The following is a 26,997-nucleotide window of genomic DNA, read 5'->3' as shown; positions in this document are numbered from 1 at the left end:
GTTTTTCTTTCTTAATTAAAACAGTGGGAATTACCCGCAGGAAAAAGAGAAGAAAACGAAACAGCAAAGGAATGCGCCTTTAGGGAACTTTATGAGGAAACTGGTCAAAAGGTAGATGATTTGGAGTTTAAGGGTCTAATAAAAGTGAAAAAATATCAAATGATAACATCAAATTTAATCCTGTATATTTCACTACGCTCGATAAACTACAACCATTTCAAGAGAATAATGAAACATCTGCAATTAAATTATGGGATTTTAAAGAACAAATTGGTTCCATAGATGAAGTCGATTTTGAGATGCTACTTTTTATGGATAGACATTTTCGTCCTTCATAACTATAGAAGATCGTTTTTATCAGTTAACAGATGCGTTACATTTACACTAAATTGATAAAAAGGTTAAAGCCTACATAATGGTGCACCAAATGTCGGATGGTTACATTCAATTCCTGTTATTCTTTTGAACAAGGAGGTCATTTAATGGATTTGCTTAAGAACATGAATGAAGCAATAAAGTATATCGAAGACAACCTCACTTGCGACATTGACTTTAAAAAAGTTGCTAGGCAGGCTTTCTGCTCCGAATATCATTTTAAAAGAATGTTTTCCTTCCTTGCTGGAATTTCATTATCAGAATATGTCCGCCGAAGACGACTTACTCTTGCAGCATTTGAACTTAAAGACAGCAACGTGAAAGTAATAGACATTGCAATAATATACGGCTATAGCTCACCAGATTCATTTGCTCGAGCTTTTCAGAAATTACACGGTGTAACTCCGTCAGAAGCTAGGAACAATGGACACTCACTTAAAGCTTACCCAAGAATGGCCTTCCAGTTATCAATTAAAGGGGGAATTGAAATGAACTATCGTATTGTAGAAAAAGAGGCATTTCGTATCGTTGGTTTGAAGAAAAGAGTACCTATTATTTTCAATGGAGTTAATCCTGAGATTGCTACCATGTGGGAAAGTCTAGATGGTGAAACAATAAATCATCTTAAAACACTTTCTAACATTGAACCTATCGGCTTACTTAGTGCATCCACGAACTTTTCAGAAGGTAGAATGGAGGAAAAGGGAGAGCTTGATCACTATATTGGGGTAGCAACAACTAAAGATGTTCCAGAAAACCTTTCTCAACTTGAAGTTTCTGCTTCTTCTTGGGCTGTATTTGAAGCAATCGGACCCTTTCCAGATACACTACAAAATGTATGGGGACGTATTTATTCCGAATGGTTTCCATCATCAAACTACGAACAAATAGAAGGTCCAGAAATCCTATGGAATGAGAATAAAGATCTAACCTCACAAACGTTTAAAAGTGAAATATGGATTCCCGTTTTTAAAAAGTAAAATTGCCGTAAGCAATACCGAAGAGCTATGTAAAGTCATTTCTAGTATTTAATGCAGGCATTCAAAAAATTGAAAAAAAATAAGAATTGGGAGATTAGGAGATTACACTGGAAATTTAGTTGAGCATTTATTTTATCGTAAGGTTTTATTAAATGAATTTAAGCAATTTTTAATTTGAGCGGTTAGGTTGATATGAATTTATACTAAAGGAGAAAGGTATGATGAATATTTCAATTGAGGAATTAACAGGAGAGTTTGTTCGAATCGTTCCAATGCAAAAAACTCATATCCAAGAGTTATATGAAATAGGGAAAGATAAAACCATTTGGACACACTATCCAGACATCATAGTAGAAACATTTAATGATATGGAATCAATTGTAGAAGAAGCATTATACAACAAAAAAACAGGAACAGAATTTCCATTTGTCGTGTTACTTCGAGAAAATGACAAAGTTATTGGCAGTACACGATTTCTAGAAATATCAAAACATAACAAACGGTTAGAAATTGGCTGGACCTGGTTAACACCATCTGTTTGGGGAACTCATATAAATGCTGAATGTAAGTATCTGTTATTAAAATATTGTTTTGAAACCCTAAATTTTATCCGAGTACAACTTAAAACAGATGAATTAAATATTAGGTCTCAAAAAGCTATAGAAAAAATTGGAGGACAAAAGGAAGGCACTTTACGTAACCATATGATTCGAAAAAATGGAACATATCGGAACTCGGTATTTTATAGTATCATCGAAAGTGATTGGGAAATAGTGAAAAAGAGATTACTCTTACTTACCTAGTAAGTTAGTAAATATTCATCACTATCTAATAAAAAATTTGTGAAACAAAAACAGAAAAAATAAAAAAACCAACTAGAAACAATATCTAGAATTGAAAGGAATCAAATCTAATATTTACCTAATATAAGCTGAATTCAGGGTTATTCGATTTTTATTAAGCTTTCTTGGGTAGGTAAAAAAAGTGAAGACTATTAGCCGTTGAACCTTAAACGGAATTCAGTTGTGTAAAGCGATTATTTGTCTTCCAACAATTGTGCAGTACAACATATTGTAAATTTTCCCATATCATATTATAATATATCTGTAAAACTTTAGAAGAGCAGAGAAAAGTTGAGACGAGAAAAGGAGAGTTGAGAAGAGTGAGTAAAACTGAAGATTATGAGCAATTAGGGGTAGCTATGACTTGTCGTTCCTTCAAAGAGTATGAAAAAATATTTTCTCTTGATGAGCAATTATTGAAAAGTGGTAGAATTCTAGATGTTGCTTCAGGTGCTTCTTCGTTTGTAGCTGAGTTAAGTAAAAGAGGTTATGATGCAATAGCTGTTGATCCTCTTTATAGACTAACTCTAGAAGAGATGACTACTCATGGGGAAAATGAGATTGAAATCGCAAATAAAAAATTAGCTAATGCTGAGCATTTATTTGTATGGGATTCCTATGAAAGTTTAGAATCTCATTATCAAATTAGACTAAATTCTTTCCAACAGTTTCTAGAAAGTTATAAGAGGGATAATATAAAAGAAAAATATATTACAGCAGCTTTACCTTCGTTACCATTTGAAGATGAGACATTTTCATTAATTATTTGTAATCACTTCTTATTTTTATATCAGGAACAATTTGACTATGATTTTCACTTGAATGCAATTAACGAACTACTAAGAATTACTAAAAAAGACGGAGTTATAAGGATATACCCTTTAGTAGGATTCAAAAATGAAATGTATCCCTATTTGGATAAATTAACTGAGACACTGCGCTGTAAGGGTGTAGAGATTGAATTAACTAGGACTAAATTTCGATTTCTTCAATCCGCAACTCATTTCTTAAATATAAAAAAATAGTTATAAAAAGTCAGGTTATTTCTAAAAAACCTGACTTTTTTAATTTAATGGTTACTCAATTTCCTTGGAAATCCTTAATACCATATTGGTATAATTTGTTCGGAGAATTATAAAAAAGCAATAAATTTCTATGAAAACCAATTGTATACATTAAATAATACTGGTATATTTTTGTAATTAACATTTGGTTTTTATAGTTACATAGAAGGGGGAAAAAATGAATCGGAATACTATTAATAAGGATAAAAAGACGTATACCCTACTAACAGTCTACCTTTGGACATTATCATTTTTAAGACCCTACTTATCGAAACTGCTTCTTCTTATTTTTTGTGGATTCTTGATTACAGCAGTCGAACTTGTCATTCCTAAATTCATTCAATATTTCATTGACTCAATTTCAAATGTTGAACAGAAATCAAATCAGTTTATGACTTTAATAGGTTTGGTTATTTTGTTAGTCGTGATCATGATTGTATTTTCAGCTCTGCGAAATTTACTCCAACGCTCTATACAAGAACAAGCATCACGTGATATGCAATTTTCGATTTATTCACACCTTAGAAAACTTGGTTTTGCTTACTTTGAAAAGCATCCTATTGGAGAAAGCTTGTCTTTAATGAATACAGAGGTTGCCTCTCTGCAAAAATTATATCGCCAGTTTTTTCCTTGGATGATAAATGGACTCATTTTTTCAGTGTTATCGGTAACGTTAATGGCAACTATTAGTTTGAAATTAAGCATGATCCTCATCCCTAGTTTTTTCCTTTATTATCTATTTGGACCTTACCTTGAGAAAAAGGCATCAATCTACGGAAAAGAGATGGCCGATGACCGTGTGCGATTCAATCAAAAAATCTATGAAAGCATTGTTTCAATCAGTGACATTCGTGCCAATTCAGCAGAAGCGTGGGATCTCAACGCTGTTAAGAATCAACATAAAAAAGTAAATACAGCGATGATAAAAACATATTGGTTTGCTTATTGGAGAGGAACCAATCGACGAATGTCCTATTACATAGGTGGAGTTGCTATCATTATTTATGGTGTACATCTATCACAAGCAGGGGAATTATCCACTGGGGCGTTTGTTGCCTATTTACTATATTATTTTCAAACAATGCATATCTTGACATCTGTTGTAACGTCAATGACCGAACAAAAAGTTCTTATGGTTCAAGCTGAAAAGCTTTATCAATTCCTACAAATTCCACCTATTGTTCAAGAAGCAAAACAAACCGAACATCTAGAAGAAGTACAAGGAAACATTTCGTTCCAAGATGTGTCGTTCCTATATCCTGATGGACCTAGGGTGCTAAACAAGTTCAATTTACGCATAAATGCAGGACAAAAAGTAGCTTTAGTCGGAGCGAGTGGAAACGGAAAGTCAACAATCTTAAAGCTGCTTGGCTGTTTTTATGATCCCACTGAGGGAAAAATTTTTTTAGATGATAAGCCACTTAATACCCTCTCTTTTGGAAATTTAAGAGAGAATCTCGGCTTTGTATTTCAAGAAACCTATCTTTTTGGAGCGAGTGTTCGGGAAAATATTTTATTTGGAAGACCTGATGCAACTATTCAAGAGGTTGAAAATGCTGCAAAAGCCGCTTACGCACATGATTTTATTCACGAATTACCTCAAGGCTACGATACATTACTCGGGGAACGTGGTGTAAGATTATCCGGAGGTCAAAAACAACGGATTTCAATAGCAAGGATGTTTATTAAAAATCCGCCGGTTATTTTATTAGATGAAGCCACTGCTTCTTTGGATAATATTAGTGAAAAGGAAGTCCAATCAGCCCTTCAGCTACTCATGCAAGGTAGGACAACGATTACTGTAGCTCATCGTTTATCAACAATCAGGGACTATGACAACATTGTAATGGTTGTTGAAGGCCGAGTATTTGAATTCGGCAAGTATGAGGAATTGATGGACCGACGGGGGGCATTTTATCAATTAGCTGCCGGAAAAGAGGTGGAGGTTACATAAATGAAAACAAATAGTAAATGGTTAGCAAAGTATGTCTCCCCAGTTAAAGGAGTGTTGTTTTTAGCGACACTTCTTATGATCTCAGAATCTTATGCCTTTTTAGCAACAATTGGATTTCAACAAACATTGATTGACGATGTGCTAATAGCTGCTAATTATGACAATTTATATCAAGTCTTATTCCTTATTATTACAGCTTTTATCGTTTATTCTTTTTTATTTACGTTCGGACCACATATGATCCACAAAACAAATGCAGCGATTACCGAACATATAGTACAAGATTTTATGAAACATATGCATCAACTTCCAAAAGCAACTTTACAAAAGGAACGAACTGGTTCATATGTTCAATATTTGGTCCATGATATTAGCATTGTTGGTGAGATGATTGGAAGTGATGTGCCTAGAGGGTTGCAACAGCTGGGCGCAGCCATTGTATTATTTTGTATTGTGGGTTTTAATAGTCCGGTCATTTTAATAGTTAGTCTTGTTTGCTGTATTGGTTATGTTTGGTTAGGGCGTTTTTTTTCTAAGAGATTAAAAGCGCAATCTAAACATGTCCAAGAAGCTCGGTCAAATTTGGTTGTCCATATAGAAGAAGGTATTTCTTCGACGAGAGAAGTCATTTCTTATCACCGAATGTCTTGGGAAAAGCAGATCTATTTAAAGTTTTTCGAAAAGTATTTTGATGCAGTGATGAAAGAATGAAAACTGATAAATTTGCAACTCATAAGTAGTGAGCCTCTAAAGTGGGGGGTTACCATTTTTATCCTTGCGTATGGAGGATATCTTGTACTACAAGGACAAATGTCAATTGGGACGTTTGTGATCTTATACCAATTTAGCAACCAGCTAGTTTCTACATTTCAAAATCTATTTAATATGATGATGGGCTTTTCTGGAAAATTAGCGAGTTTGGACCGAGTTCGTACTATTATGGATTCACCAACATGGGGGAACGGCAAAAAATTAATAAAAGACGAAGTGAAATCACTTCAATTTAAAGATGTTCACTTTACATATGATGATGAAACGTACGATATTATTTCACATATGAATCTTGATATACCAATCGGTAAAAAGGTTGCTATCGTTGGAACGAGTGGTGGTGGGAAGTCTACTATCGCACAACTTCTTATTCGGTTTTATGAACCTACAGCAGGGAGGATTCTTGTTAATGGGATTCCACTAACTGCAGTCAGTCGTCCAGATTGGTCAAACCGAATTGTGATTGTCCTTCAAGAACCTTATCTTTACCCTGATACAGTAAGGAATAATATTTTGATGGGAATGGAAGAAGTTGCGGATGAAAGGCTCTACCAGATTTGCCAACAGGCTGATATTCATGATTTTATCCTAACTTTACCGAACACTTATAATACGGTAATTGGGGAACGTGGGATTACACTTTCTGGAGGACAAAGGCAACGTATTGCCATTGCGAGAGCATTAATAAGAGATCCAGAAATTCTTATCCTAGACGAAGCTACATCAGCACTCGATTTACAGACAGAGAGAGTTATTCAAGAAAACATTGATCAATATAGAAAAGGAAAAACGACGATCATCATAGCACACAGATTGTCAACAATCCAAAACTCCGACTGTATTTTTGTACTCAAACATGGACGTCTTGTAGAAAAAGGGACTCATAATGAACTATTGATTAAGGGGGATGTATATAAATGCTTAGTCTATTCCGAAGACCAAATCATTGTTAAAGCTAATGTATAAGGAAGAATTCTATTGATTGTGGAAAAGGAGGAACAATAACTACAATCGAATCTTAAATTGTTTTGATGATATAGCATTCACATTCAGCGTGACCTTTAAAAAATTAAAAAGGGGATTCGAACGAATGAAAAATATTTTTAATCCTTTGTATGTTGAAGAAGTTTTAGTCCGGATCGATAAATTAAGCCCACATTCACATCCACAATGGGGAGAAATGGATGTTGCCCAAATGTTAGCTCATTGCTCATCGTTCCAGGACATCGCAATAGGAATTTCCTTTCCACCAAGAGGTTTGTTAGGGATATTAATAGGAAAGTTTGTGAAACCAATTTTTTATAATGACAAGCCGTTACCCCCCAATATGTCTACAATTCCGACCATTTTGATTACAGATGAAAAGGACTTTGAAATAGAAAGGGAAAAACTGAAACAAAAAATCATAACATTCCAAAAAAATGGTCCAGAAAAGTGTACAACTCACCCACACCCTTTTTTCGGCAAACTTACTTCTGATCAATGGGGAAAAGGGATTTACAAGCACCTTCACCATCATTTAAACCAGTTTGGAGTTTAGATAAGTAAAATAAGAAATAGTATTGGAGTAATTTGATGAAGACTAATTTGATAAATAATATAACAACTATTCAGTGTGAAAACAAATTTTCAGGCACGGTACTGGTTAGCAGGGATAAGGAAGTTTTAGCAGAATTAAGTTATGGATATGCTAATCGTTCCGAGCAAACAATAAATAAGACTTCAACTCGATTTGGAATAGCATCGGGATGTAAAATTTTTACTGGAATAGCGATTTGTCAGATGGTGGAGGACAGAAAGCTTTCGTTCGATTCAAAGTTAAAAGAATGTCTTGATGTAAATTTTCCGAATTTTGATAAAGAAATAACAATTCATCACCTACTAACTCATACATCTGGAATACCCGATTACTTTGATGAGGAAGAAATGGATGATTTTGAAGAGTTGTGGGTCAAAAATCCAATGTATCATATAAGAAATTTAATAGATTTCTTACCATTATTTCAAGACCAACATATGAAATATAAATTGGGAGAAAGGTTTCACTATAATAATGCTGGATATATATTGCTAGGTTTAATTGTTGAACAAGCTAGTCAGCTTAACTTTTCTGAATACATTCAAGAGAATATTTTAAATAGAGCTGGTATGAAGGAATCGGGATATTTTGAATTTGATGCTCTCCCTCCCAATACAGCACAAGGGTATATTGATTATCCTGATGGAAGTTGGAAAACAAATATTTATTCATTGCCAGTAAAAGGTGGTTCAGATGGTGGAGCATTTGTAACAGTAAAAGATATGAGTAACCTATGGGATGCTCTAACGAACAATTTACTTTTAAGCAAAGCATACACGAAACAGTTGCTCACTACCCACGCTCAAGTTGACAATGATAATAATTTTTATGGTTATGGTGTATGGATAAAGAAAAAGGGGTACGACATACAAAAATATCATGTAATGGGTTATGACCCGGGTGTAAGTTTTCATTCTGCTTTTTATCCTGAGTCTTCAATTAAAGTTGTTATATGTTCAAACAAGTCTGAAGGTGCGTACGCTTTAATGAAAGCAAGTGAAGATGAAATAATAAAAGTTAAATAGGAAAAGTATTGTGAAAAATGTACTAAAACTATAGGGGATTTTAGTTGATAATCATTCGAGTTGCTTCGGCGACTCCTTTTTGTTGATAACCCTTATCAAAAGGCTAGCTTAGTAAACATCACTAAGCTAGCTTTTTTCTACCCTTTTTCTATTTTGAGAAAAGACAGTTGCTTGACCAAGATATCTTAATAACCTAAAAAATCTACAAAAACACCTAAAACATATGACGTTAAAAAAATAGATGAAAACCCTTACAATTATATAAGAGAGCACAAGAAGAAAGGAAGGGGATATTGGTTGAAGACAATCAAAAAAATCGCGTTAACACTTGATTCTATTTTTGAATGGATTTGTTTAACAGCACTTACATTAATGACTTTGATTGTTACACTTCAGGTTATAACAAGAAAGCTATTTAATTTTGTGTTCTTTTGGTCAGAGGAAGTCACGTTACTTCTTATGGTTTGGTTTGCTTTTATGGGAATCGCTATTGGATTCAGGGAGAAGTTTCATATCTCTTTGGATGCCTTCACAGACCTTTTAGGCAAGAGATTTAATAAAATTTGGGATATTGTCATTAATAGTTTTATCTTTGCGTTTGGTACCTATTTAGTGATAAGTGGATGGAACTTTACACTTGAGCAGCTCAATACAACATTACCAGCAACAGGATGGACAAATAGTCTCTATTATATCGTTATGCCGATAACAGGGATCTTGACTTGTGTGTACAGTTTTTTATCTATATTAGGTATTGATACAAGACGTCATCAGAAGTTAGAGGAGGAAAACTAGAATGGCTGTGACGACTATTGCGACAATTATATTAGCAGCTAGCTTTATCATCATGTTATTATTACGTTTTCCTATTGCTCTAGCAATTGCAGGCTCAGCGTTGTTAACGATTATCTATTTGGATGTACCCATGGTTGTAGTTGGGCAAAAAATGATTAATAGTTTAGATTCTTACACATTATTAGCAATACCCTTTTTTATCTTAGCAGGAGCAATTATGGGTGAGGGAGGATTAGCAACCAGACTTATAAACCTTGCACAATTATGTGTTGGCGCTGTACGCGGGGGATTAGGACTAGTAACCTGTGTCGCTTGTATGTTGTTTGGAAACATTTCAGGCTCTGCAGCTGCTGATGCTTCATCAGTTGGTTCAGTGCTTATACCTGCAATGAAAAAACGAGGTTATAATCCCGAATTCACGGTCGGATTAACGACAGCAGCAGCTATTCAAGGTGTCATTATGCCTCCTAGTCATAACATGATTTTATATGCAGTAGCAGCAGGTGGTGTGTCCGTATCCTCCTTGTTTATGGCGGGAATTATTCCTTGTCTACTACTTTTGTCAGCCTTAATGACGACTAGTTATCTAATTGCAAGAAAACGTAATTATCCAAAAGGAGAACCTATCCAACTTAAAGATGTACCAAGAATAGTTAAAGAGGGCTTACTTTCAGTTATGATGGGTGTTATTATTCTCGGTGGGATTTTCAGCGGCTGGTTTACTGCTACAGAGGCTGGGGCAATTGGTTGTGTTTATGCGTATATCATCACCTTCTTTGTCTATAAAGATATCCCATTATCTCATACGGTTATCATTATTAAGAAAACATTCAGTACTCTAGCGATGGTACTCTTTCTGATTGCCGCCTCAGGTGCCTTTGGTTGGGTTGTTTCCTATCTGCAAATCCCTGGAGTCATAGCAGATTTATTTTTAAGTTTTTCAGATAATCCTATCATCATTTTACTTATGATTAATATATTGTTATTGATTTTAGGTGCTCCTATGGATATGGCGCCACTTATATTAATCATGACACCCATCTTATTCCCTGTTGTTACAAGTCTTGGTGTTGACCCAGTTCATTTCGGAATTATTATGATCCTTAACCTTGGAATAGGACTATTAACACCTCCGGTTGGAACCGTCCTATTTGTGGGCTGTGCCATAGGAAAGACCTCTATTTGGAAAACAAGTAAGGCGTTAATGCCGTTCTACTTAGTGATGATCGGAATATTACTTTTAATTACCTATGTACCAGAAATTGTGTTGTGGTTACCAAACATACTTATTAAATAAAAAGAGGAATTAAATAACCTAAAAATATCGAAAGTTTATACGAAATATATACTATACACTATTATAACGTTTTCATTTATACTGATTACAGCATGATAGTACTTATCAATCTTTAAGGTTCTTTTCTAAAAGTTTGTTGCTTCAAGATATGGAAAAATTGGAATTTAGATTTTTCTATGAAAGTTCCAGAAATTTCATAGAAGATGACAATGTAATTAAATGAAAAGAGCACGACTAAAGGCTAAATACGTTCGTTTAGCAGTGATTATTACGAATAACAGCAATAAACAGCCATCTATTAAAAGGGGAGATTTTAGATGAATAAGATACTAAAAGGAATCGTTAGCATATTATCCGTTTTTCTAATTGTAAGCGTTTTATCAGCTTGTAGTGGTGGTGGAGAAAAAACAGGAACTAATGAAAGTTCAAACGGAAAAGAGACTGAAAGTAAAAAACCGAGCTATACGTTTCGCTTAGCAGAATCTCACCCTGAAGATTATCCAACGACATTGGGTGATAAGAAATTCGCTGATTTAGTAAAAGAAAAATCAGATGGCCGTATTCAAATTGATGTCTTCCCTTCTGCACAATTAGGAGAAGAAAAAGCGGTTGTAGAGCAAGTTCAGCTTGGTGCAATTGAATTTACTCGCGTAAGCTCTGGTATTTTAGCAGGATTTAATAAAGATTTTGGGGTATTTAGTTTACCTTATATTTTTGATAGTCAAGATCATATGTGGAATTATCTAAATGGGGAGAATGGACAGTCATTATTAAGTAGTTTAGAAGATTCAAAAATGAAAGGATTAGCGTATATGGATCCAGGTTCTCGCAGCTTCTATACAAAGGATCCAATAAGTAGTATAAAAGACTTAAAGGGTAAGAAGATACGAGTTATTCAAAATGAAGTCAACGTTGAAATCATGGACGCGCTGGGAATTAATGCGACTCCCATGGCATATGGTGAGGTATATAGTGCTATTCAAACTGGAGTTATTGATGGCGCAGAAAACAACTATCCAAGCTACTATTCTTCAAAACATTTTGAAGTAGCACCATACTTTTTCTTAGATCAACACCAACGTGTCCCAGAGGTTTTACTAGTCAGTACAGCAACTTGGGATAAATTAGACGCTAGCGATCAAGCGATTATCCAGGAAGCTGCGCAAGAAACAATTGACTATCAAATAGAGGAATGGAATAAATACGAGAAGGAATCAGAAGAAAAAGTGATAGAGGCAGGTTCAACGATTACTAAAGTAAAAGATATTAAATCTTTCCAAGATGCGGTCGCACCTGTCATTGAAAAATACCGTTCAGACTTTGGTGAAGTGCTAGATGCAATTGAGGCAGCTAAATAAGAAAAAATGCTTTTCTTTTACCAGCATTAAAGACGCTCCCGCTAGTCAGATAATTAGATGTAAGTGCTATGGCGTTTATAATCCATAGCACTTTTTGTAACAAGGTAAGCGAAAGGACCTGTCAAAATAGTGAAATTGCCTATAGATCTGTTTTCTAATAATTAAATATGTATAACTTATTTGTTGTCTTAAATCGAGCTTGGAGAAAAATTAAATTTTTCTTCATTTTAGTTGCTCGTTTTTAAACGGTATAAGAGTGTAAGAAGGTGAATTTCATGAAAGCATTAACTAGGCGAGCACATTTACTTTTACGCTGTTTATTATTGAAGGATTTTTCTTTAACAATAAAAATGCTTATTTATTCTGCACATCTTGTCGTAATCCCAATGGTTGCTGTTGGGTATGTCGCATATGTTCAATCCTCTGAGGTATTGGAGGAAGAAGCACAGGACTATAGCTGGCAGATAATTGAACAAGTTAAAAAAAATATGGAGTATTATTTTTTTGATTTTGAAATTTCCATGCTTAAAATTGTAAATCACCCTGATATGAATCAATTTTTGACAATGACAGATCCTGAGAAAATTAAAAATAGTGGGATCAGAAAGAAAGTGCAACAAATCCTGTATAATGCAGCTTATTCACGCCGTGATATTACTGGGATCACGGTCATTCTTGACGATCACCAAGTCATCGATACAGCAGGAGTAAAAGAATACCTTTCTTCTGATAACATCGTAAACGATTATTGGTATAGAGATGTTCCACAGAGTGGAGAATCGATGCTCATTAGTCGCTTCATAAAATATCATGGGAGAGATGAACCAGTCATTTCAATTGTTAAAAGATTAATAAGTCCAAGGACATTGAAACCAATTGGAATGATTATTACAGATGTTAACTTTAACCGTATAGGTGAAATCACAGAAATGGTTACAATGGGACAGACCGGTTATATGAGTATATTGGATTCACAAGGTCATTATGTTTACCACCCGATGCTAAGTCAGTTAGGGAAGAAAGCAGAAATAAATTCTACTTTTTCTAAGGAACATGGCTCACTTGTAGTCGAAGATAAAGAAAAAGAATTTCTGACATATAGTCACTCTACTAAACTCGGTTGGACCATGCTCACACGGGTACCATACATTGAACTTACCCAAAGTAGTCAAGGGATAAGAAAGGCAATTTTATTAGTAACGATTATAACATTGATTATCGCCTATATTATCGGGATTGCTTTTGCTTCTAGTATCATTCGCCCTATTAAACGCCTCCAACAATATATGAGGAAGGTTGAAATGGGAAAATTCAACGAAACGATCGATGTCGAATCAAAAGATGAAATAGGGAAGCTTCAACAAGGGTTTAATCGAATGGTGATGCACCTTAAGATGTTATTAGAAGAGATTTATCATACAAAATTAAATGAGACGAAAATGGACTTACGCCAAAAAGAGATGGAATTACGTGTCTTACAATCTCAAATGAATCCTCATTTCTTATACAATTCATTAGAAACAATTCGTGGTATGGCTTTGGAAAATGAAATGGACGATATTGCCGAAATGAGTTCTGCTTTATCAAGACTATTACGATATAATTTGAAGGAATCCTCTCATACAATTTCAATAAAAGAGGAACTTGAAGTTTGTGCGCTATACTTACAAATTCAAAAATACCGTTTTGAGGAACGACTATGTTTCGAAATTGACATACCAGGCTGGGTATTAGAACAAAAAATTCCGAAATTTTCACTTCAACCTATCATAGAAAATAGTGTAAACCATGGTGTAGCACTTAGCTTCGATCAAACATGCATTCATATAACAGTCTCGGAAGAAACAAGTGATTCTTTTATACTTGAAGTGAGGGATAATGGACCGGGCATAGATGAAAAAATCTTACAATCCATCCATCAAGATTTACAATTTAAAGACGTAACGAAAGGTGGCTCTCAAATTGGCGTAGTTAATGTACATAGAAGAATTGAATGTTTATTTGGTTCTGGCTATGGATTATGGATTGAGAGTTTAACCAGAAAAGGGACAAAAGTTTCGATACGACTTCCAATTAACGCTGATTGAAGAGGAGGCGATTGACATGTATTCGATCCTTATTGCAGATGACGAAAGATGGGTGAGGGCATCACTTAGAAAAATGATTGAACGTACTGAACTCCCTTTTGAAGTAGTCCGTGAAGCATCACATGGTTTAGAAGTTCTTGACTTGCTAAAACAGTACCATATCGATGTTGTCATAACTGATATATGTATGCCTATTATGAATGGTTTACAATTAGCACAGTCTATCAACGAGCAAAACATGAATATAGATATAATTATGGTTAGTGGACATGATGAATTTAAATATGCACAGCAGGCTGTAAAATTAGGTATAAAAGATTATCTTCTCAAACCTGTTATGGTAGAAGATATGTATGCGATCTTAACGAAGCTTGAGGCTGAACTTTCCTTGAAAAGACTGCAGGAGGAAAAAGCGAACATACTACAAAGGGAAAGTCAACTCCTTCCGATCGATGAATGTTCAACGATAGAAAAGGTTATCGCCTTTATTCATAAAAAAATACCAGGTGAGGTGTCCCTTCAAGAAACTGCTGCAGCTGTACATCTTAATTCAAGTTATTTAAGTTCATTATTTAAAGAACAAATGAAAATGAAGTTTATCGAATATGTGATGAAGCTTCGTATGGATGAGGCAAAAAAGTTACTCGTTTCCACCTCTTTACGAATCTCAGAAATAGCAGATCGTCTAGAATACAATGACATTGCTTACTTTAGTAACACGTTTAAACGGATATGTGGAAAAACACCTTCAGAATATCGTAAAGAATTTAAATAAAGGGATCTTTAAACCATTTTAATGGAAGGAGTTTTTAAAAATGATTGAACAATGGGAACAAGCTGAGCCAGGTGTGAAAAGGAAAGTGTTTAAGCCAGGAGAATCGATAATGATGATGGAAGTACACTTTGATAAAGGGGCAGAAGGTTATGAACATAGTCACCCCCATGAACAATTTACTTATTGTTTAAAAGGAGATTTTGAATTTAGGATTGATGGCGAGAAGTACCAACTTACAGCTGGAGAAACGATTTATATTGCAAGTAACAAAAAGCATGGTGTAGTTGCTTTAGAGGAAGGCGCCTTACTTGATACGTTCACTCCATTGCGTGAAGATTTATTGAAATAGGAGGATTATGTTACTTTGAAAGGAGCAACCCAAAAGTCTAGATAAGTGGACTTTTGAGGTTGTTCTTTTTATTGTTCACAAAGTAATTATCCATTAAAAGGAAAATGGTCTTTTGAAGAAGGAAGGAAATGCTCTAATTAAGACGAACTTTATAAGATTAAGTAAAAAAGGAGGTTTAATATGACATCCTTAATTATGTCCAAATTAAATGATTTAGATGACCTAGTAAATATTGATAAAGAAGTCATCGGAAATGCTAGCAGACGTGAATACATAAGAAAGGCAATCGAAGAAGAGAGAAGCATACTTATAAAAAAAGGTAACTCTATCGCTGGCTTTTTAATCTATGAAACTCATTTCTTTGAATGTAGCTTTCTTTCTTTGATCATAGTTAAACCAACAGAAAGACGAAAAGGATATGCAACGTCTCTCATTGACTATTTTATAACTATCTCACCTACTAAGAAAATTTTTTCTTCAACCAATCAATCAAATGAAAGAATGCAAGAAGTATTTAAAGCAAATGGATTTATCCAAAGTGGATTTGTTGAAAATTTAGACGAAGGAGACCCAGAGATTATTTATTTTAAATCAAAATAACAGAGAAAGGAATGAATGAATTGAAACAAAATATTTATGATGATCATACTTTCTTTAAAGCTTATACTGCTTTGCGTGATAGTGGAGTAACTTATAATGATTTTGTTGAACAACCAGCAATAAAATCTGCAATCTCAGATCTCAAAGGTAAGACTATATTAGATTTGGGCTGTGGGACTGGGCAATTTGCAAAGTACTGTATTGAGGCCGGAGCTTCACAGGTTACAGGAATAGATATCTCAACTAATATGATTGAACAGGCTAACAAAGAAAACAAACATGAAAAAATTGATTATATTTGTATTCCAATAGAAGATTTGGTCTTAGATAATCAGAAGTTTGACTTGATCATTAGCTCTTTAGCAGTTCATTACATAGAAGATTACTCAGCGTTAATTGAAAAAATTAGTGGATTCTTAAATGAAAATGGAGAATTTATATTCTCAACTGAACATCCAATTGTAACAGCTCGAATAAAGATGAACAATTGGGTCAGAGATAATGAAGGCAATAGATTACATTGGGCAATTGATAATTATCAAGAAGAAGGAAAAAGAGAACAACATTGGTATATTGATGGTGTTATTAAGTATCATAGAACGATTTCAACGTTAATTAATGAACTCATAAACAATGGACTAGGATTAGAAAAGATTATTGAACCACAAGCAATTCCAACAGGTTTAAAACAAATGCCAAAATTGAGTAACGAAAAAAGAAAACCCTCTTTTATTGTTATTAAATCAAGAAAAGGAATAAAATAAAAAGGAATCACCCCAGTAAAAGACTACATGTGAGTACCTAAGATTTGCGCTAGACGGATAACGTAGCAAGATAGCAGAAGAACAAATATATTGTGAGTGTTATAGAAAAACGGAGGAATGATCAATGTCAGACTTGAATTTATTATTTCGAAACAGAATTGGTTTTCCCATAAACGAAAAAATTACATTTGGAAATTTGGGGACTGTTCTCGAAATGACAGCAAAAGCAATCCCGTTTGAAAATTTGTGTATCATTTCGAATAAGACTACAGAAATTACAAAAGAGAACTTAATAAACAAAATAATCGATAAAAATGAGGGTGGACTTTGCTATGAACTTAATTCCATCCTCCATTTATTTTTAGTTGAAAATGGTTTTAATATAGACTTTATTCGTGGCGTGACGTACAACCAAATTGAACGCAGGTGGAATACGATTGGAAGAACACATGTGATTAATGTCATCATCCACAATGAGAAAGAATATATAATTGATACTGGTTTTGGAGGTAACTTACCTCTAAAACCTGTTCCGTTAAATGGAGAGATTGTTACGTCCAATAACGGTGAGTTTCGAGTAGAAAGAGCTGACAGTGAATATGGTGATTTCATTTTTTATATGAAATTAATGCATAAAGACAAGGATTGGAAAATAGGTTATGCTTTTCATTCTAAGCAAGTAACCAAGAGAGTATCTGAATTAAATGACGTACAAAAAATCATTCTAGAGCATCCTGATTCACCCTTTAATAAGAAACCATTAGTCACACGGCTAACTAATAGCGGAAGCGTAACACTAACGGAAACTTCATTTACTGAATGGGCTGATGGAAAAGTAGAGAAAGAGGATGTCGATGAGAATAGATTTAACAAGATCGTCAAAGATCATTTTGGTATTCAATCTTATTAAATATTATTGCGTTGGTTGAAAAATCAATGACCAGAGACACTGTAATAATACAAGTTATCGGAAAAGCATTTGTTTTAATTGGTGCACTTGTAATGATTATTAATGTTCTATTCTTTAAATCTACTGATTCCGACGATTTCGTGCGAAAGACTACATTTGCAATATGTATGTTGGGCTTTATCCTAATCCCAACTTATTCAAAAGCTAAAAGGAATTAATTTATATGAAAGGCTGTTTTCGCAAAGATTGTTGTTTTTCGTAATAAGTAAATCTTTACGTATTCAGCCTATCTTCGTGCTCTTTTCGTTAAATGACTCTGATATCCCACTGGAGATCGCTTAAATTTAGATCATAAAAATCCAAAAGCCGATTTTTATTAGTATTAGAGCAACAAACTTTTAGAAAAGAGCCATATGAAAAAAGGATAGTTTATGGGGAGTCTCAAATGAAATTATACAAGTTAGTTGTCTTTTCAATTATAAGTAGTTTAGCGATCATTATTCTGCAGTTTTTCCAATGGAACCTTATTGAGACAGTAACGCTATTCTTAATTCCGTTTATCTGGTTAGTAGTATATGGATTTTTCTTAGTCGTTTTTGTTGTGTCAATCATTGGATTAATGAAGGAGAAGATTTGGAAGCCATTTTTGATACAAGCCATTACGATAATAATGTTGTTCTCCATTCCTTTCAATCAGATTGTTTTAGACATCGACTTCAAGATAAATGTATCGGAAAGAACTGAAGTCAGTTCGAAGATACAGGAAGGAACTCTTAAACCGAATGTTAGTCATAATTCTTCGCTTATACTCTTACCAGAAGATTATACCCATTTATCGAAAGGTGGGGAGATATCGTCATTGAAAAACAAGGTCAAAATTATTCTGTTTTATTCTTCACATTCCGAGGAGTGTTAAATGATTTCTCTGGTTTTGTTTATCCCCCTAATGATCAAAAACCACAATTAAATTCATTTAGTGGAGATTTGAGGTGAACGTTATGGCAGATGAAATTGGTTATGTAGTGGTTGTATTTTTTATTATCAGTTTAACTTACGGTTTAGTAAAACAGATTCAACATACACTTACGATCCAAAAATTCGATAAAACTGATTCACCACACTATAGGAGATCGTTATTAGGAAATTATCTAACCTGTGTTACATTGGTGGGTTTTCTCATTTCCTATATAATAAACGTATTCGTTACGTTGCAAAAGAACCAGTCATTTATAATTACAAGTGACAATACTGGCTTCAGTTGTTTTGTATGTTTACTAGTTCTTTTAATTGCTAAATTTGGAGTTATTCCTAAAACTCGTGATCAAATTGTAATATAAATTACTATATTTCTTAAATGCTTTTAATAATCTTTCGGTACCTAACGAAGCCAAGCTAAGTATGTTAAAACGTATTTTATACGAAATACAACAATCTTTACGAAAACAGCGACTAATAAAAATCCTCCTTTTAAAAGGAGAATTTTAAATGTGTCTATCGATTAATTTGCATTTGCGGTCGGACGGACTATCATTTCATTCACGTCAACATTCTGTGGCTGCTCAATCGCAAATAGAATCGATTTTGCGATGGCTACAGGGGGTAGTGCAACTTTTCTGTATTCTTTCATTACCATGCGAGCTTCTTGATCCGAAATAGTATCGGCAAGCTCTGATTCTGTTACCCCAGGTGAAACAACGGTTACGCGGATATGTTCCCCGACTTCCATTCGTAACCCCTCTGAAATAGCATTGACAGCAAATTTAGTCGCACAATAAACGGCAGCAGTTGGGGAAACCTCATGTCCGCCAATACTAGAAATATTAATGAACTGTCCAAAACCCTGTTGCTTCATGATTGGAAGTCCTGCGGCAATCCCATGGAGGACTCCGCGGATGTTCACATCTATCATACGATTCCATTCTTCAACTTTAAGAGCCTCAAGTTTTGAGAGAGGCATAACTCCGGCATTATTCACAATGACGTCAATTTTTCCAAATATACTATTAGCATCATTGATGAATCTATCCATTTCCTCTTTATTTGTTACATCCAGAGATGAATATGAAACCGAACCGCCTTCTGATTGAATTTGTGAGGCGATTTCCTGTAATCTTTCTGTACGTCTTGCTCCCAAAACGACGTGTGCACCTTGACTAGCCAAAAGACGTGCTGTCGATTCACCAATTCCACTACTTGCTCCCGTGATTGCTATAACTTTCCCAAAAATATTTGACATGTTTGCGTCTCTCCCTTTTTTGTTTATTTCACTAGACTTATCTTTCCCTTTTTTTCTTCTCCTTTCCCTAGGTTGCTTTCCGTTACTCACTATTTTTCATGTGATGAGTCACCAAGTTTTTCACACACCTATTGGAATGAGCATGAACAATCAAGTCTTGACCTATGTTTCCCACTCCTTTTTGAGGAGTTATCCATAGTATGGAGGAATGCCCCTACTAGGCGGTAGCCGAATAATGAGGAGTTATTGCCTATTTCTCCAAAATTTTATATTATGATCCTATAAGATGAATAAGGGGGAAGAAATATGTACACAGAAAAAATGCAAGCTTCAAAAACAGATACTCAACAAGGAGAACTTGCAAAGCTAATTGAAAAGTTTACTACAGAGGATGGCACCTATTCGACTGCAATTCCTTCCTTGAAATTCATCCGCTCCTCCAAGCCATCAGAGCCGATCCATGTGCTCCATGAACCAGCTTTGTGTGTCGTGGTACAAGGAACAAAAATCGTAGGACTTGCTCAGGAATCTTATCAGTATGATCCCAATCACTATCTCGTTGTGTCAGTTGATCTGCCCATAATTGGTGAAATTCTCGTAGCTACCCATGAAATTCCGTATCTTTGCCTGCGCTTGGATTTTCAGGCTACTCAAATTTTTGATATTATCAACCAAATCGAACCATCTAAGAAAAATGCGGAACCATCAAGCGGTTTGTTTGTGAACAAAATAAATGTTTCGCTGCTGGATGCAATCAAAAGATTAGTCAGCCTTTTAGATAATCCTGGGGATATCCCTATACTTGCCCCGATGATTATTCGCGAAATTCTCTATCGGATCCTGTGTGATGAAAATGGAGATTCAGTCAGGCAAATAGCGATTTCTGGAAGTAATACCCAACGAATAGGAGACGTAATAAAGCTGATTAAAGATGACATATCAAGACCATTCCGGATAGAAGAGTTGGCATCGATTATAAATATGAGTTCATCCTCCCTGCATCATCATTTTAAGCAGGTGACGAAGATGAGTCCTTTGCAATATCAAAAGCAACTTAGATTACAGGAGGCCCGCAGACTCATGCTGACAGGGGATGAAGATGCAGCAAATGCTGGTTTTAAGGTTGGTTATGAAAGCCCATCCCAATTCAACCGAGAGTATGCGCGCATGTTTGGTCTACCACCAATAACAGATATCAAAAAACTTCTTGAATCTTAAATTTCCTCTTTTCAACTTCCTCAAATTTACAAACTGAATCAATTTTTTAGAGTCTTATTTTTATTTCACACTTTTTATTACAGGCAATAAATTATGTCCACTCACAGAGTGTAGTGGGCTAATCGATAAATATAACTAGTTTTGTTGATACCGAAAAGGAGGAATTTAATCGATTGTGAAGAATAAATAGGTTACAAGTTATGTAAATAATTAACAAACGATATTATGTAGGGTCTGCCATAACTAACTAATTAAATTGGAGGTATAAATAAACATAGGATGATTTTGAAACATCTAAGTTTTTTTCATTGTTTAGACCTTTGTTTATTACTTTATTAATCGTTTCGGACATCTTTTATAAAAAAGTGTGATCATTACGAAGAGAAACACCGATATGTTCAATGTTAACGGAGTTACTGTTACCATCCTTTTTATTATTTCTATATTGGTAACTGGTCAACTAATGTTTGACATTGGCATTATTGTTGATGAAATAAACTTAGCAGGAGCCTCTGTTTGTTTTAGTGTTTTTTTTGTAATCGAGGGATTGGAAATTATTATAAATCCTATTATTTATAGTCGTTGAAATGACAAAAGAAACGGGGAATGATCCTTGTTTACTAAGGAGTTTCTAGAAAAAAGTAGACAATTTAGGTTGCTTCGGTGATGTAATCAGGAGGTATATATTTGAATTTCCCATTTTCAAAAAAACATTTAAGAAAACGAGTAACAAGCTCGTAAGTGTTTTTATTTTCAACCAATCTATTAAAGTTTAAGATAAACCAGTAATTGTTTTCTTTCAGGGTGGTGGATTTACCAAAAGTAACTTAACATTTACACAATTTCAACACCAAGCACACTATTTTTCAACGATAGGATTTGTAGCTATCTGTGCAGAATATAGAATATGGGACTGCATATGACGATGGATTCTCTCCAATTCATTCTATTCTAGATGCGAAATCTGCAATTCGTTGGGTCCGTCAAAACCATAAGAAACTTGGAATTGACCCAAATAAAATTGTTGTATCTGGTGGTTCATCTGGTGGATATATAGCACTTTGTTATGCACTAATAGAAAAGTATAATCACTCTACAGATAATTTAAAGATAAGTTGTTTGCCTAATGCATTTGTTTTATTCAATCCTGGAATAGATTTCAGCCAATTGAAAAGACTTTTCCCTAAACTAAAAGAAAACGCTAAAGTACATTTCCCCTATACATCAAATAAGTACAGGTCTACCCCCATCAATCATTTTTCACGGAACAAAGGATGAACATATTCCTATTCAACAAATTAAAAATTTTTGCGATCAAATGATTCAAAATGGAAATCAAATTGAATTAATCCCTTTTGAAGGGATGGGCCATGGATTCTTCAACTATGGTGCATATGAAAATAAACCATTTTTAGCAACAAATCGTTATGCAGAGAGCTTTCTTAAAAAGTTGGGATATTTTTAATGTACTGTGTTATAAATCAACTATATTTTCGAGTCATTTTTAATTTAACGCAACTAAATAGGAGTTATTGCAGTAGAGCTACTATTCATTACAAAGAAGGTGAATGGTAGGTGAAAGAGTTTATTAGAGATATAGGTTAGTTAACACGTATTAATGAAAGATAGGGGAGAGACGAATATGGATAAGGATCAATTATCTCAAAAATTTATAAATTTCGCTGTAAATGAATGTAAAGGGTCCAGTAAATTATATGAGTTTCTTTCACTTAAAATTGCTGAAGATGATGAAATTCTTGATTTATGTTTGAATGCTAGAGAAGGACAACCAATCCCTAACTTATTATTTGCTGCTGTTCATTATCTATTGCTAAAGGGAAAAGAACACGTTTTAAGAGAATATTATCATAGTATAGTTGTTTCTCATCAAGAAGTTGATGCATCTTTTGCCGAATTTAAAGATTTTTGTACCGTCTTTAGAGATGAAATTAGTTCAATTCTTAAAAGTAAAATAGTCCAGACTAATGAAGTAAGGCGTTGTGCTTATCTTTATCCAAGTTTTTGTTATATTTTTAACAAGGTAAACAAGCCCTTATCATTAATTGAAATTGGAACAAGTGCTGGCCTTCAACTATTATGGGATACATACAATTATTCATATGGGAACAATCAAGTCTATGGAAACAAACAATCAAATGTGCATATAAGCTCCGAAATAATTGGAGACAATTCCCCTTTCATTCTCACTAATAGTCCACCAGTAGTATCTAGACTTGGACTAGACTTACATATTAGTGATTTAAGAGATCCCGATGACTATTTATGGTTAAAATCTCTTATTTGGCCAGAGCATCAAGAAAGATTAGAACTCTTTGAACATGCAGCTCTCAATTTCAAAAAAGATCCAGTCAGCCTAATTGAAGGAGATGGAGTGACGTTACTTTCAGATATCGTTGAGCATATTCCTAAAGATAGCGTACTTTGTATTTTCCATACGCATGTGGCAAATCAATTTCCAGAAAATTTGAAGCATAAACTTTTAGAATCGATTAAGCTTATTGGTACTAAAAGAGACGTTTTTCATCTTTATAATAATATGTGGGACAGAAAACTCCATCTAGACTCTTTTATAAATGGAATTGAATATCATAAAACTGTTGGGGAAACAGAAGGGCATGGTAAATGGTTTAAGTGGGAATTGTAGTAGTTTATTCTATGAATTTAAAAGACTTTAAATTTAACATGAGCATACTAGATTTAACACTTACAAGGTTGCCTAACTTATTGTATTAATTGCAAATTGAATTTATAAAAATGGGAATGTATGTTCCAGTTCAGAGTCATTTGGTATATAATAACAATATTAACATCATTTTATAGTAGGAGGAGAATTAGTGTATAAAACAATAAGTCAATTCGAAGATACAATTGAACAAATTTCGAAATTAAAAGAAATAGATAATACTCAGTTACATGATCCTATTTCAGAAGGGAAATGGTCGATCAGAGAAATTGTTGGACATTTGTATTATTGGGATAAATACAACCTAGAAAAAATGGTACCAAATATGACTGATGGAGCTAATTTATCACAATTTCCCGACCATGACGAATATAATGAGCAAGCAATATTAGAACTAAGAAATAATTCAATAGAGTCTATCATAAATGAATTTATGCATACACGAAAAGAATTAATTGAAAGGGTGAAAAGTTTAGGTAACGAAATAAGCTTCACAATTGGTGGAGATCGGCAACAATACTCAATTGAGAGTTTTATAAAAATCTTTTTACACCATGATTGTGACCATTTAAAACAAATACATGAGAAATTAACTAATTATTAAAGGGGAATCTTTCGGACATCATTGTCTCACTATGGTCAAATGATCTAATAAAATCGTCTACTATTATTAAGAAAAGTAAAGTAATCCATCTATTTTTTATATCATGCGATAATTGATGAATTCTTCATATTTGGTATTAAATTTTGGATTTGATTTTTTGAAACTCTGCCCAGATAGTTGTGATAACTCCTTCGCCTTTCATTTCGGATTGATTACATTTTTTTGAGGTAGCACCTATAAAGCTAAATTCATTTAGTAAATAACTTATTACGTTAAATTGCTGTATTATAGCTAAAATCATATAGTATACATAAAGAGATTAATAGTAAATTTTGAATTTATCGATAAAACTTAGTCGATTAAGAAGTATTAAGGGGAATATGAAATGATCCAATTAAATTTTTTCAAGCAATCTGATTTTCAACAACTTATCAATTGGATTAATAGTCCAGAATTTTTACTACAATGGGGTGGTCCAGGTTTTAGTTATCCCCTATCAGAAGAACAGTTAAGCAATTATCTCCAAGATGCTAATAAAAACAGTTCAACAACTTTAATTTATAGTGTAATAGATGAGGAATTAGGAAAAAGAATCGGTCATATATCATTGGGGGCAATTGATAGAAATAATAAGTCTGCCCGAGTTGGTAAGGTGTTAGTCGGAGACCAAGCGGTAAGAGGAAAAGGAATTGGTCAACTAATGATTAAGGAAATTCTAAAAGTTGCTTTCGATGAACTCAATTTACATAGAGTTAGTCTAAGAGTCTTTGACTTTAACACATCGGCAATTACTTGTTACGAAAAGGCAGGATTTAAAAAAGAAGGATTACATAGAGATTCAAGAAGAATAAGAGATGAATATTGGAGCTTATGGGAAATGAGTATTTTAAAAAATGAATGGTTAGAATTAAACAGGGCTAAGAGCCAAAAATAAGCACTGCAAATTCATATAAAATCTTAACAAAACAGAAATTCATAACCATATCTTTTTATTAGGATCTATTCTATAAGTTTGTTGATCTAAGGCTTTTGGATTTTTAATATAGAATTAGGACTTTAACAACAATCTTTGCGTAAACATCCTTTACTTAAGGTGGTATAATTAGGATGTATTGGGAGGTGTTGGGAGTTTCGAAATGGCCTTATGTTATCAAAGATCAAATTACTACAGAGGAAGAATTATCTTCCATGATCGGTACACCGAGTGCTTTAGTCCAAAACAAAGTGATCAATTACCTTGACAAACATTGTATAGAGTTTATTTCAAGATCACCATTTCTTGTTATCTCTAGTTCCAACGAATATGGTTTCTGTGATGGATCACCCCGAGGGGATGATCCTGGTTTTGTGTTAGTAAATAATGAAAAACATTTAGTTATCCCCGAACGACCAGGAAACAAAAGAATTGATACGATGCGTAATATTTTGACAAACTCCAGAATAGGGATTCTTTTCATTATCCCAGGTTTAGAGGAAACATTACGAGTTAATGGGAAAGCAACATTGATACGAGATGAAGGTTTGCTTGAACAAATGTCAGTGAAAGGGAAGAAACCAATAATAGGTATTAGCATTGAAATAGAGGAGTGCTTCATTCACTGTGCAAAGGCATTAAAACGTTCAAATCTATGGAATCATCATACATGGCCAGATAAAGAAACACTACCTTCCGCTGCAAAAATACTGTTTGAACATGCTAAATTACCAAATACTTCGGTTGATACTATCAGAGAAGTCCTTAATGACAGTTATACGAATAAACTTTATTAAATCTTCGAGCAGTAACCAAATCAAGAATAAATGAGTTCTACTGCACAACTATTGGATGGGGGATTGTTATCTTAATGGGTTCTCTTATAGTTATTCTCATTATTTTACTGACGGTTGTTGTTGATTACTTTTGGCTTGATGGTAACCGAAAACGATGGGGTTGGATGGAAAACTCGTCTAAACTTAATAAGTCTATATTTTTCTTTGGACTTGTAGCAGTATCTTTATTAATTTATATAGGTTTAAGTGTAGAGTATTTACATTAAGTGATTTAGAAGAACTTAATTCTAACTAAACATATCTAGTTGATCGGTTTGTACGTATTTATCATGGATTATTCATTATAAGGAGAGGTTAATTATGTCTTTTACCATTAAAACAATTGCACATATTCAACTTGCTGCTCCAAAAGGTAGCGAAGAGACTGCAAGAAGATTCTTTAACGGTATTTTAGGATTTGAAGAAGTAGAGAAACCTGAGGAATTAAAGAAACGTGGAGGAGTTTGGTTTGCCTTTGCACAATATCAAATACATATAGGAATTGAAGAACCATTTTCCCCCGCAAAAAAAGCACACCCAGCATTTGAGGTTCAAAATATCGACGAATTAAGAAACCATCTATTAACAAATGGAATTGTTGTTAAAGAAGATACCAAGCTACCAGGGGTAAGGAGATTTTTTATATCAGATCCTTTTGGAAACAGGATTGAATTTTTAGAGTGAACAGGAATTGTGCAAACCCTTCATTGGTGTGTGGTTTTGCGATTGGGAAGTTCATCCAAGTTTCGATTTTTTATCATTAAATTCATACTACCTTCAATCTTCACTATATTTCAATTTCGTGTGTCATGCAAAACTTAAGCTTTCTTAATACACTGGAAGTATATGCTCCGTATTGTCCTTTAGTATTCCTGTTAAAGTAATTTTAAATAACATTAAT

The 26,997-nt window shown here is 34.0% G+C and carries 30 protein-coding genes and 3 pseudogenes; 32 read left to right on the top strand and 1 reads right to left on the bottom strand.

Annotated features, from left to right (window positions below):
* Positions 1–78: 78 nt before the first annotated feature.
* From AC6CHR_RS00355 to AC6CHR_RS00255, 21 genes and pseudogenes are all read left to right on the top strand, one after another.
* Positions 79–282 (top strand): annotated as a pseudogene (locus tag AC6CHR_RS00355) (NUDIX hydrolase); the annotation flags it as partial.
* Between the two features lie 200 nt (positions 283–482).
* Complete coding sequence (locus AC6CHR_RS00350) at positions 483–1,355, top strand: AraC family transcriptional regulator (protein ID WP_498246458.1); 873 nt, start codon at positions 483–485, stop codon at positions 1,353–1,355.
* Positions 1,356–1,576: 221 nt separating this feature from the next.
* Entirely contained in the window at positions 1,577–2,158 is a 582-nt protein-coding gene (locus AC6CHR_RS00345) for a GNAT family N-acetyltransferase (protein ID WP_498246457.1), read from the top strand.
* 359 nt (positions 2,159–2,517) lie between these two features.
* Entirely contained in the window at positions 2,518–3,222 is a 705-nt protein-coding gene (locus tag AC6CHR_RS00340) for a class I SAM-dependent methyltransferase (RefSeq protein ID WP_498246456.1), read from the top strand.
* A 217-nt stretch (positions 3,223–3,439) separates the two neighbouring features.
* On the top strand, positions 3,440–5,215 hold the full coding sequence (locus tag AC6CHR_RS00335; protein WP_498246455.1) for an ABC transporter ATP-binding protein: 1,776 nt from the start codon (positions 3,440–3,442) through the stop codon (positions 5,213–5,215).
* Positions 5,216–5,926, top strand: a complete 711-nt coding sequence (locus tag AC6CHR_RS00330) for an ABC transporter transmembrane domain-containing protein (protein ID WP_498246454.1) — start codon at positions 5,216–5,218, stop codon at positions 5,924–5,926.
* Between the two features lie 99 nt (positions 5,927–6,025).
* Complete coding sequence (locus AC6CHR_RS00325) at positions 6,026–6,952, top strand: ABC transporter ATP-binding protein (RefSeq protein ID WP_498246453.1); 927 nt, start codon at positions 6,026–6,028, stop codon at positions 6,950–6,952.
* Between the two features lie 124 nt (positions 6,953–7,076).
* A complete protein-coding gene (locus AC6CHR_RS00320; protein ID WP_498246452.1) occupies positions 7,077–7,526 on the top strand; it encodes a DUF1569 domain-containing protein in 450 nt (149 codons plus the stop codon).
* A 35-nt stretch (positions 7,527–7,561) separates the two neighbouring features.
* The gene (locus tag AC6CHR_RS00315; protein ID WP_498246451.1) at positions 7,562–8,590 is read left to right on the top strand and encodes a serine hydrolase domain-containing protein; all 1,029 of its coding nucleotides are present in this window, start codon (positions 7,562–7,564) and stop codon (positions 8,588–8,590) included.
* 297 nt (positions 8,591–8,887) lie between these two features.
* Positions 8,888–9,385, top strand: a complete 498-nt coding sequence (locus AC6CHR_RS00310) for a TRAP transporter small permease (protein WP_498246450.1) — start codon at positions 8,888–8,890, stop codon at positions 9,383–9,385.
* A gap of 1 nt (position 9,386) precedes the next feature.
* Entirely contained in the window at positions 9,387–10,682 is a 1,296-nt protein-coding gene (locus AC6CHR_RS00305) for a TRAP transporter large permease (RefSeq protein WP_498246449.1), read from the top strand.
* A gap of 317 nt (positions 10,683–10,999) precedes the next feature.
* A complete protein-coding gene (locus AC6CHR_RS00300; RefSeq protein ID WP_498246448.1) occupies positions 11,000–12,040 on the top strand; it encodes a TRAP transporter substrate-binding protein in 1,041 nt (346 codons plus the stop codon).
* Positions 12,041–12,315: 275 nt separating this feature from the next.
* Positions 12,316–14,127 carry a sensor histidine kinase gene (locus AC6CHR_RS00295; protein WP_498246447.1) on the top strand — a complete coding sequence of 604 codons (1,812 nt, stop codon included), beginning with the start codon at positions 12,316–12,318 and terminating at the stop codon, positions 14,125–14,127.
* A gap of 16 nt (positions 14,128–14,143) precedes the next feature.
* The gene (locus AC6CHR_RS00290) at positions 14,144–14,902 is read left to right on the top strand and encodes a response regulator transcription factor (RefSeq protein ID WP_498246446.1); all 759 of its coding nucleotides are present in this window, start codon (positions 14,144–14,146) and stop codon (positions 14,900–14,902) included.
* 40 nt (positions 14,903–14,942) lie between these two features.
* On the top strand, positions 14,943–15,251 hold the full coding sequence (locus AC6CHR_RS00285; protein ID WP_498246445.1) for a cupin domain-containing protein: 309 nt from the start codon (positions 14,943–14,945) through the stop codon (positions 15,249–15,251).
* Positions 15,252–15,431: 180 nt separating this feature from the next.
* Complete coding sequence (locus tag AC6CHR_RS00280) at positions 15,432–15,851, top strand: GNAT family N-acetyltransferase (protein ID WP_498246444.1); 420 nt, start codon at positions 15,432–15,434, stop codon at positions 15,849–15,851.
* Between the two features lie 20 nt (positions 15,852–15,871).
* Complete coding sequence (locus tag AC6CHR_RS00275) at positions 15,872–16,615, top strand: class I SAM-dependent methyltransferase (protein WP_498246443.1); 744 nt, start codon at positions 15,872–15,874, stop codon at positions 16,613–16,615.
* 124 nt (positions 16,616–16,739) lie between these two features.
* Positions 16,740–17,525 carry an arylamine N-acetyltransferase family protein gene (locus AC6CHR_RS00270; RefSeq protein WP_498246442.1) on the top strand — a complete coding sequence of 262 codons (786 nt, stop codon included), beginning with the start codon at positions 16,740–16,742 and terminating at the stop codon, positions 17,523–17,525.
* 26 nt (positions 17,526–17,551) lie between these two features.
* Entirely contained in the window at positions 17,552–17,743 is a 192-nt protein-coding gene (locus tag AC6CHR_RS00265) for a hypothetical protein (protein WP_498246441.1), read from the top strand.
* Positions 17,744–17,970: 227 nt separating this feature from the next.
* Complete coding sequence (locus AC6CHR_RS00260; protein ID WP_498246440.1) at positions 17,971–18,441, top strand: hypothetical protein; 471 nt, start codon at positions 17,971–17,973, stop codon at positions 18,439–18,441.
* A gap of 82 nt (positions 18,442–18,523) precedes the next feature.
* Entirely contained in the window at positions 18,524–18,862 is a 339-nt protein-coding gene (locus tag AC6CHR_RS00255) for a hypothetical protein (protein WP_498246439.1), read from the top strand.
* Positions 18,863–19,023: 161 nt separating this feature from the next.
* On the opposite strand, the gene AC6CHR_RS00250 is transcribed toward AC6CHR_RS00255, so the two are convergent.
* Positions 19,024–19,761, bottom strand: coding sequence for an SDR family oxidoreductase (locus tag AC6CHR_RS00250; protein WP_498246438.1), 738 nt, complete (start codon positions 19,759–19,761; stop codon positions 19,024–19,026).
* A gap of 306 nt (positions 19,762–20,067) precedes the next feature.
* Between AC6CHR_RS00250 and AC6CHR_RS00245 the strand changes: the two genes are divergently transcribed.
* The 11 genes and pseudogenes from AC6CHR_RS00245 to AC6CHR_RS00195 all read left to right on the top strand — a co-directional run bounded on the left by AC6CHR_RS00245 (position 20,068) and on the right by AC6CHR_RS00195 (position 26,780).
* Positions 20,068–20,979, top strand: coding sequence for an AraC family transcriptional regulator (locus AC6CHR_RS00245; RefSeq protein WP_498246437.1), 912 nt, complete (start codon positions 20,068–20,070; stop codon positions 20,977–20,979).
* 394 nt (positions 20,980–21,373) lie between these two features.
* Positions 21,374–21,565, top strand: coding sequence for a hypothetical protein (locus AC6CHR_RS00240; RefSeq protein ID WP_498246436.1), 192 nt, complete (start codon positions 21,374–21,376; stop codon positions 21,563–21,565).
* 305 nt (positions 21,566–21,870) lie between these two features.
* Positions 21,871–22,134 (top strand): annotated as a pseudogene (locus AC6CHR_RS00235) (alpha/beta hydrolase); the annotation flags it as partial.
* Positions 22,135–22,189: 55 nt separating this feature from the next.
* Positions 22,190–22,237 (top strand): annotated as a pseudogene (locus AC6CHR_RS00230) (hypothetical protein); the annotation flags it as partial.
* Complete coding sequence (locus AC6CHR_RS00225; protein ID WP_498246840.1) at positions 22,235–22,444, top strand: dienelactone hydrolase family protein; 210 nt, start codon at positions 22,235–22,237, stop codon at positions 22,442–22,444. The pseudogene AC6CHR_RS00230 and the gene AC6CHR_RS00225, both read left to right, overlap by 3 nt.
* Positions 22,445–22,621: 177 nt before the next feature.
* Positions 22,622–23,644, top strand: coding sequence for a DUF2332 domain-containing protein (locus tag AC6CHR_RS00220; RefSeq protein WP_498246435.1), 1,023 nt, complete (start codon positions 22,622–22,624; stop codon positions 23,642–23,644).
* Positions 23,645–23,834: 190 nt separating this feature from the next.
* Complete coding sequence (locus AC6CHR_RS00215) at positions 23,835–24,287, top strand: DinB family protein (RefSeq protein WP_498246434.1); 453 nt, start codon at positions 23,835–23,837, stop codon at positions 24,285–24,287.
* Positions 24,288–24,672: 385 nt separating this feature from the next.
* Complete coding sequence (locus tag AC6CHR_RS00210; RefSeq protein ID WP_498246433.1) at positions 24,673–25,221, top strand: GNAT family N-acetyltransferase; 549 nt, start codon at positions 24,673–24,675, stop codon at positions 25,219–25,221.
* A 173-nt stretch (positions 25,222–25,394) separates the two neighbouring features.
* Positions 25,395–26,057 (top strand): MSMEG_1061 family FMN-dependent PPOX-type flavoprotein, encoded by a 663-nt coding sequence (locus AC6CHR_RS00205; protein WP_498246432.1) that lies wholly within the window; start codon positions 25,395–25,397, stop codon positions 26,055–26,057.
* A 74-nt stretch (positions 26,058–26,131) separates the two neighbouring features.
* Positions 26,132–26,323: a hypothetical protein gene (locus AC6CHR_RS00200; RefSeq protein ID WP_498246431.1), complete on the top strand. Its 192-nt coding sequence runs from the start codon at positions 26,132–26,134 to the stop codon at positions 26,321–26,323.
* Positions 26,324–26,417: 94 nt separating this feature from the next.
* Positions 26,418–26,780 (top strand): VOC family protein, encoded by a 363-nt coding sequence (locus AC6CHR_RS00195; protein ID WP_498246430.1) that lies wholly within the window; start codon positions 26,418–26,420, stop codon positions 26,778–26,780.
* Positions 26,781–26,997: the final 217 nt, after the last annotated feature.

The sequence above is a fragment of the Metabacillus sp. GQ13 genome (assembly GCF_059758525.1).
Note: the sequence above shows the minus strand (reverse complement) of the source record. Positions and strands in the feature narration are given on the sequence as shown.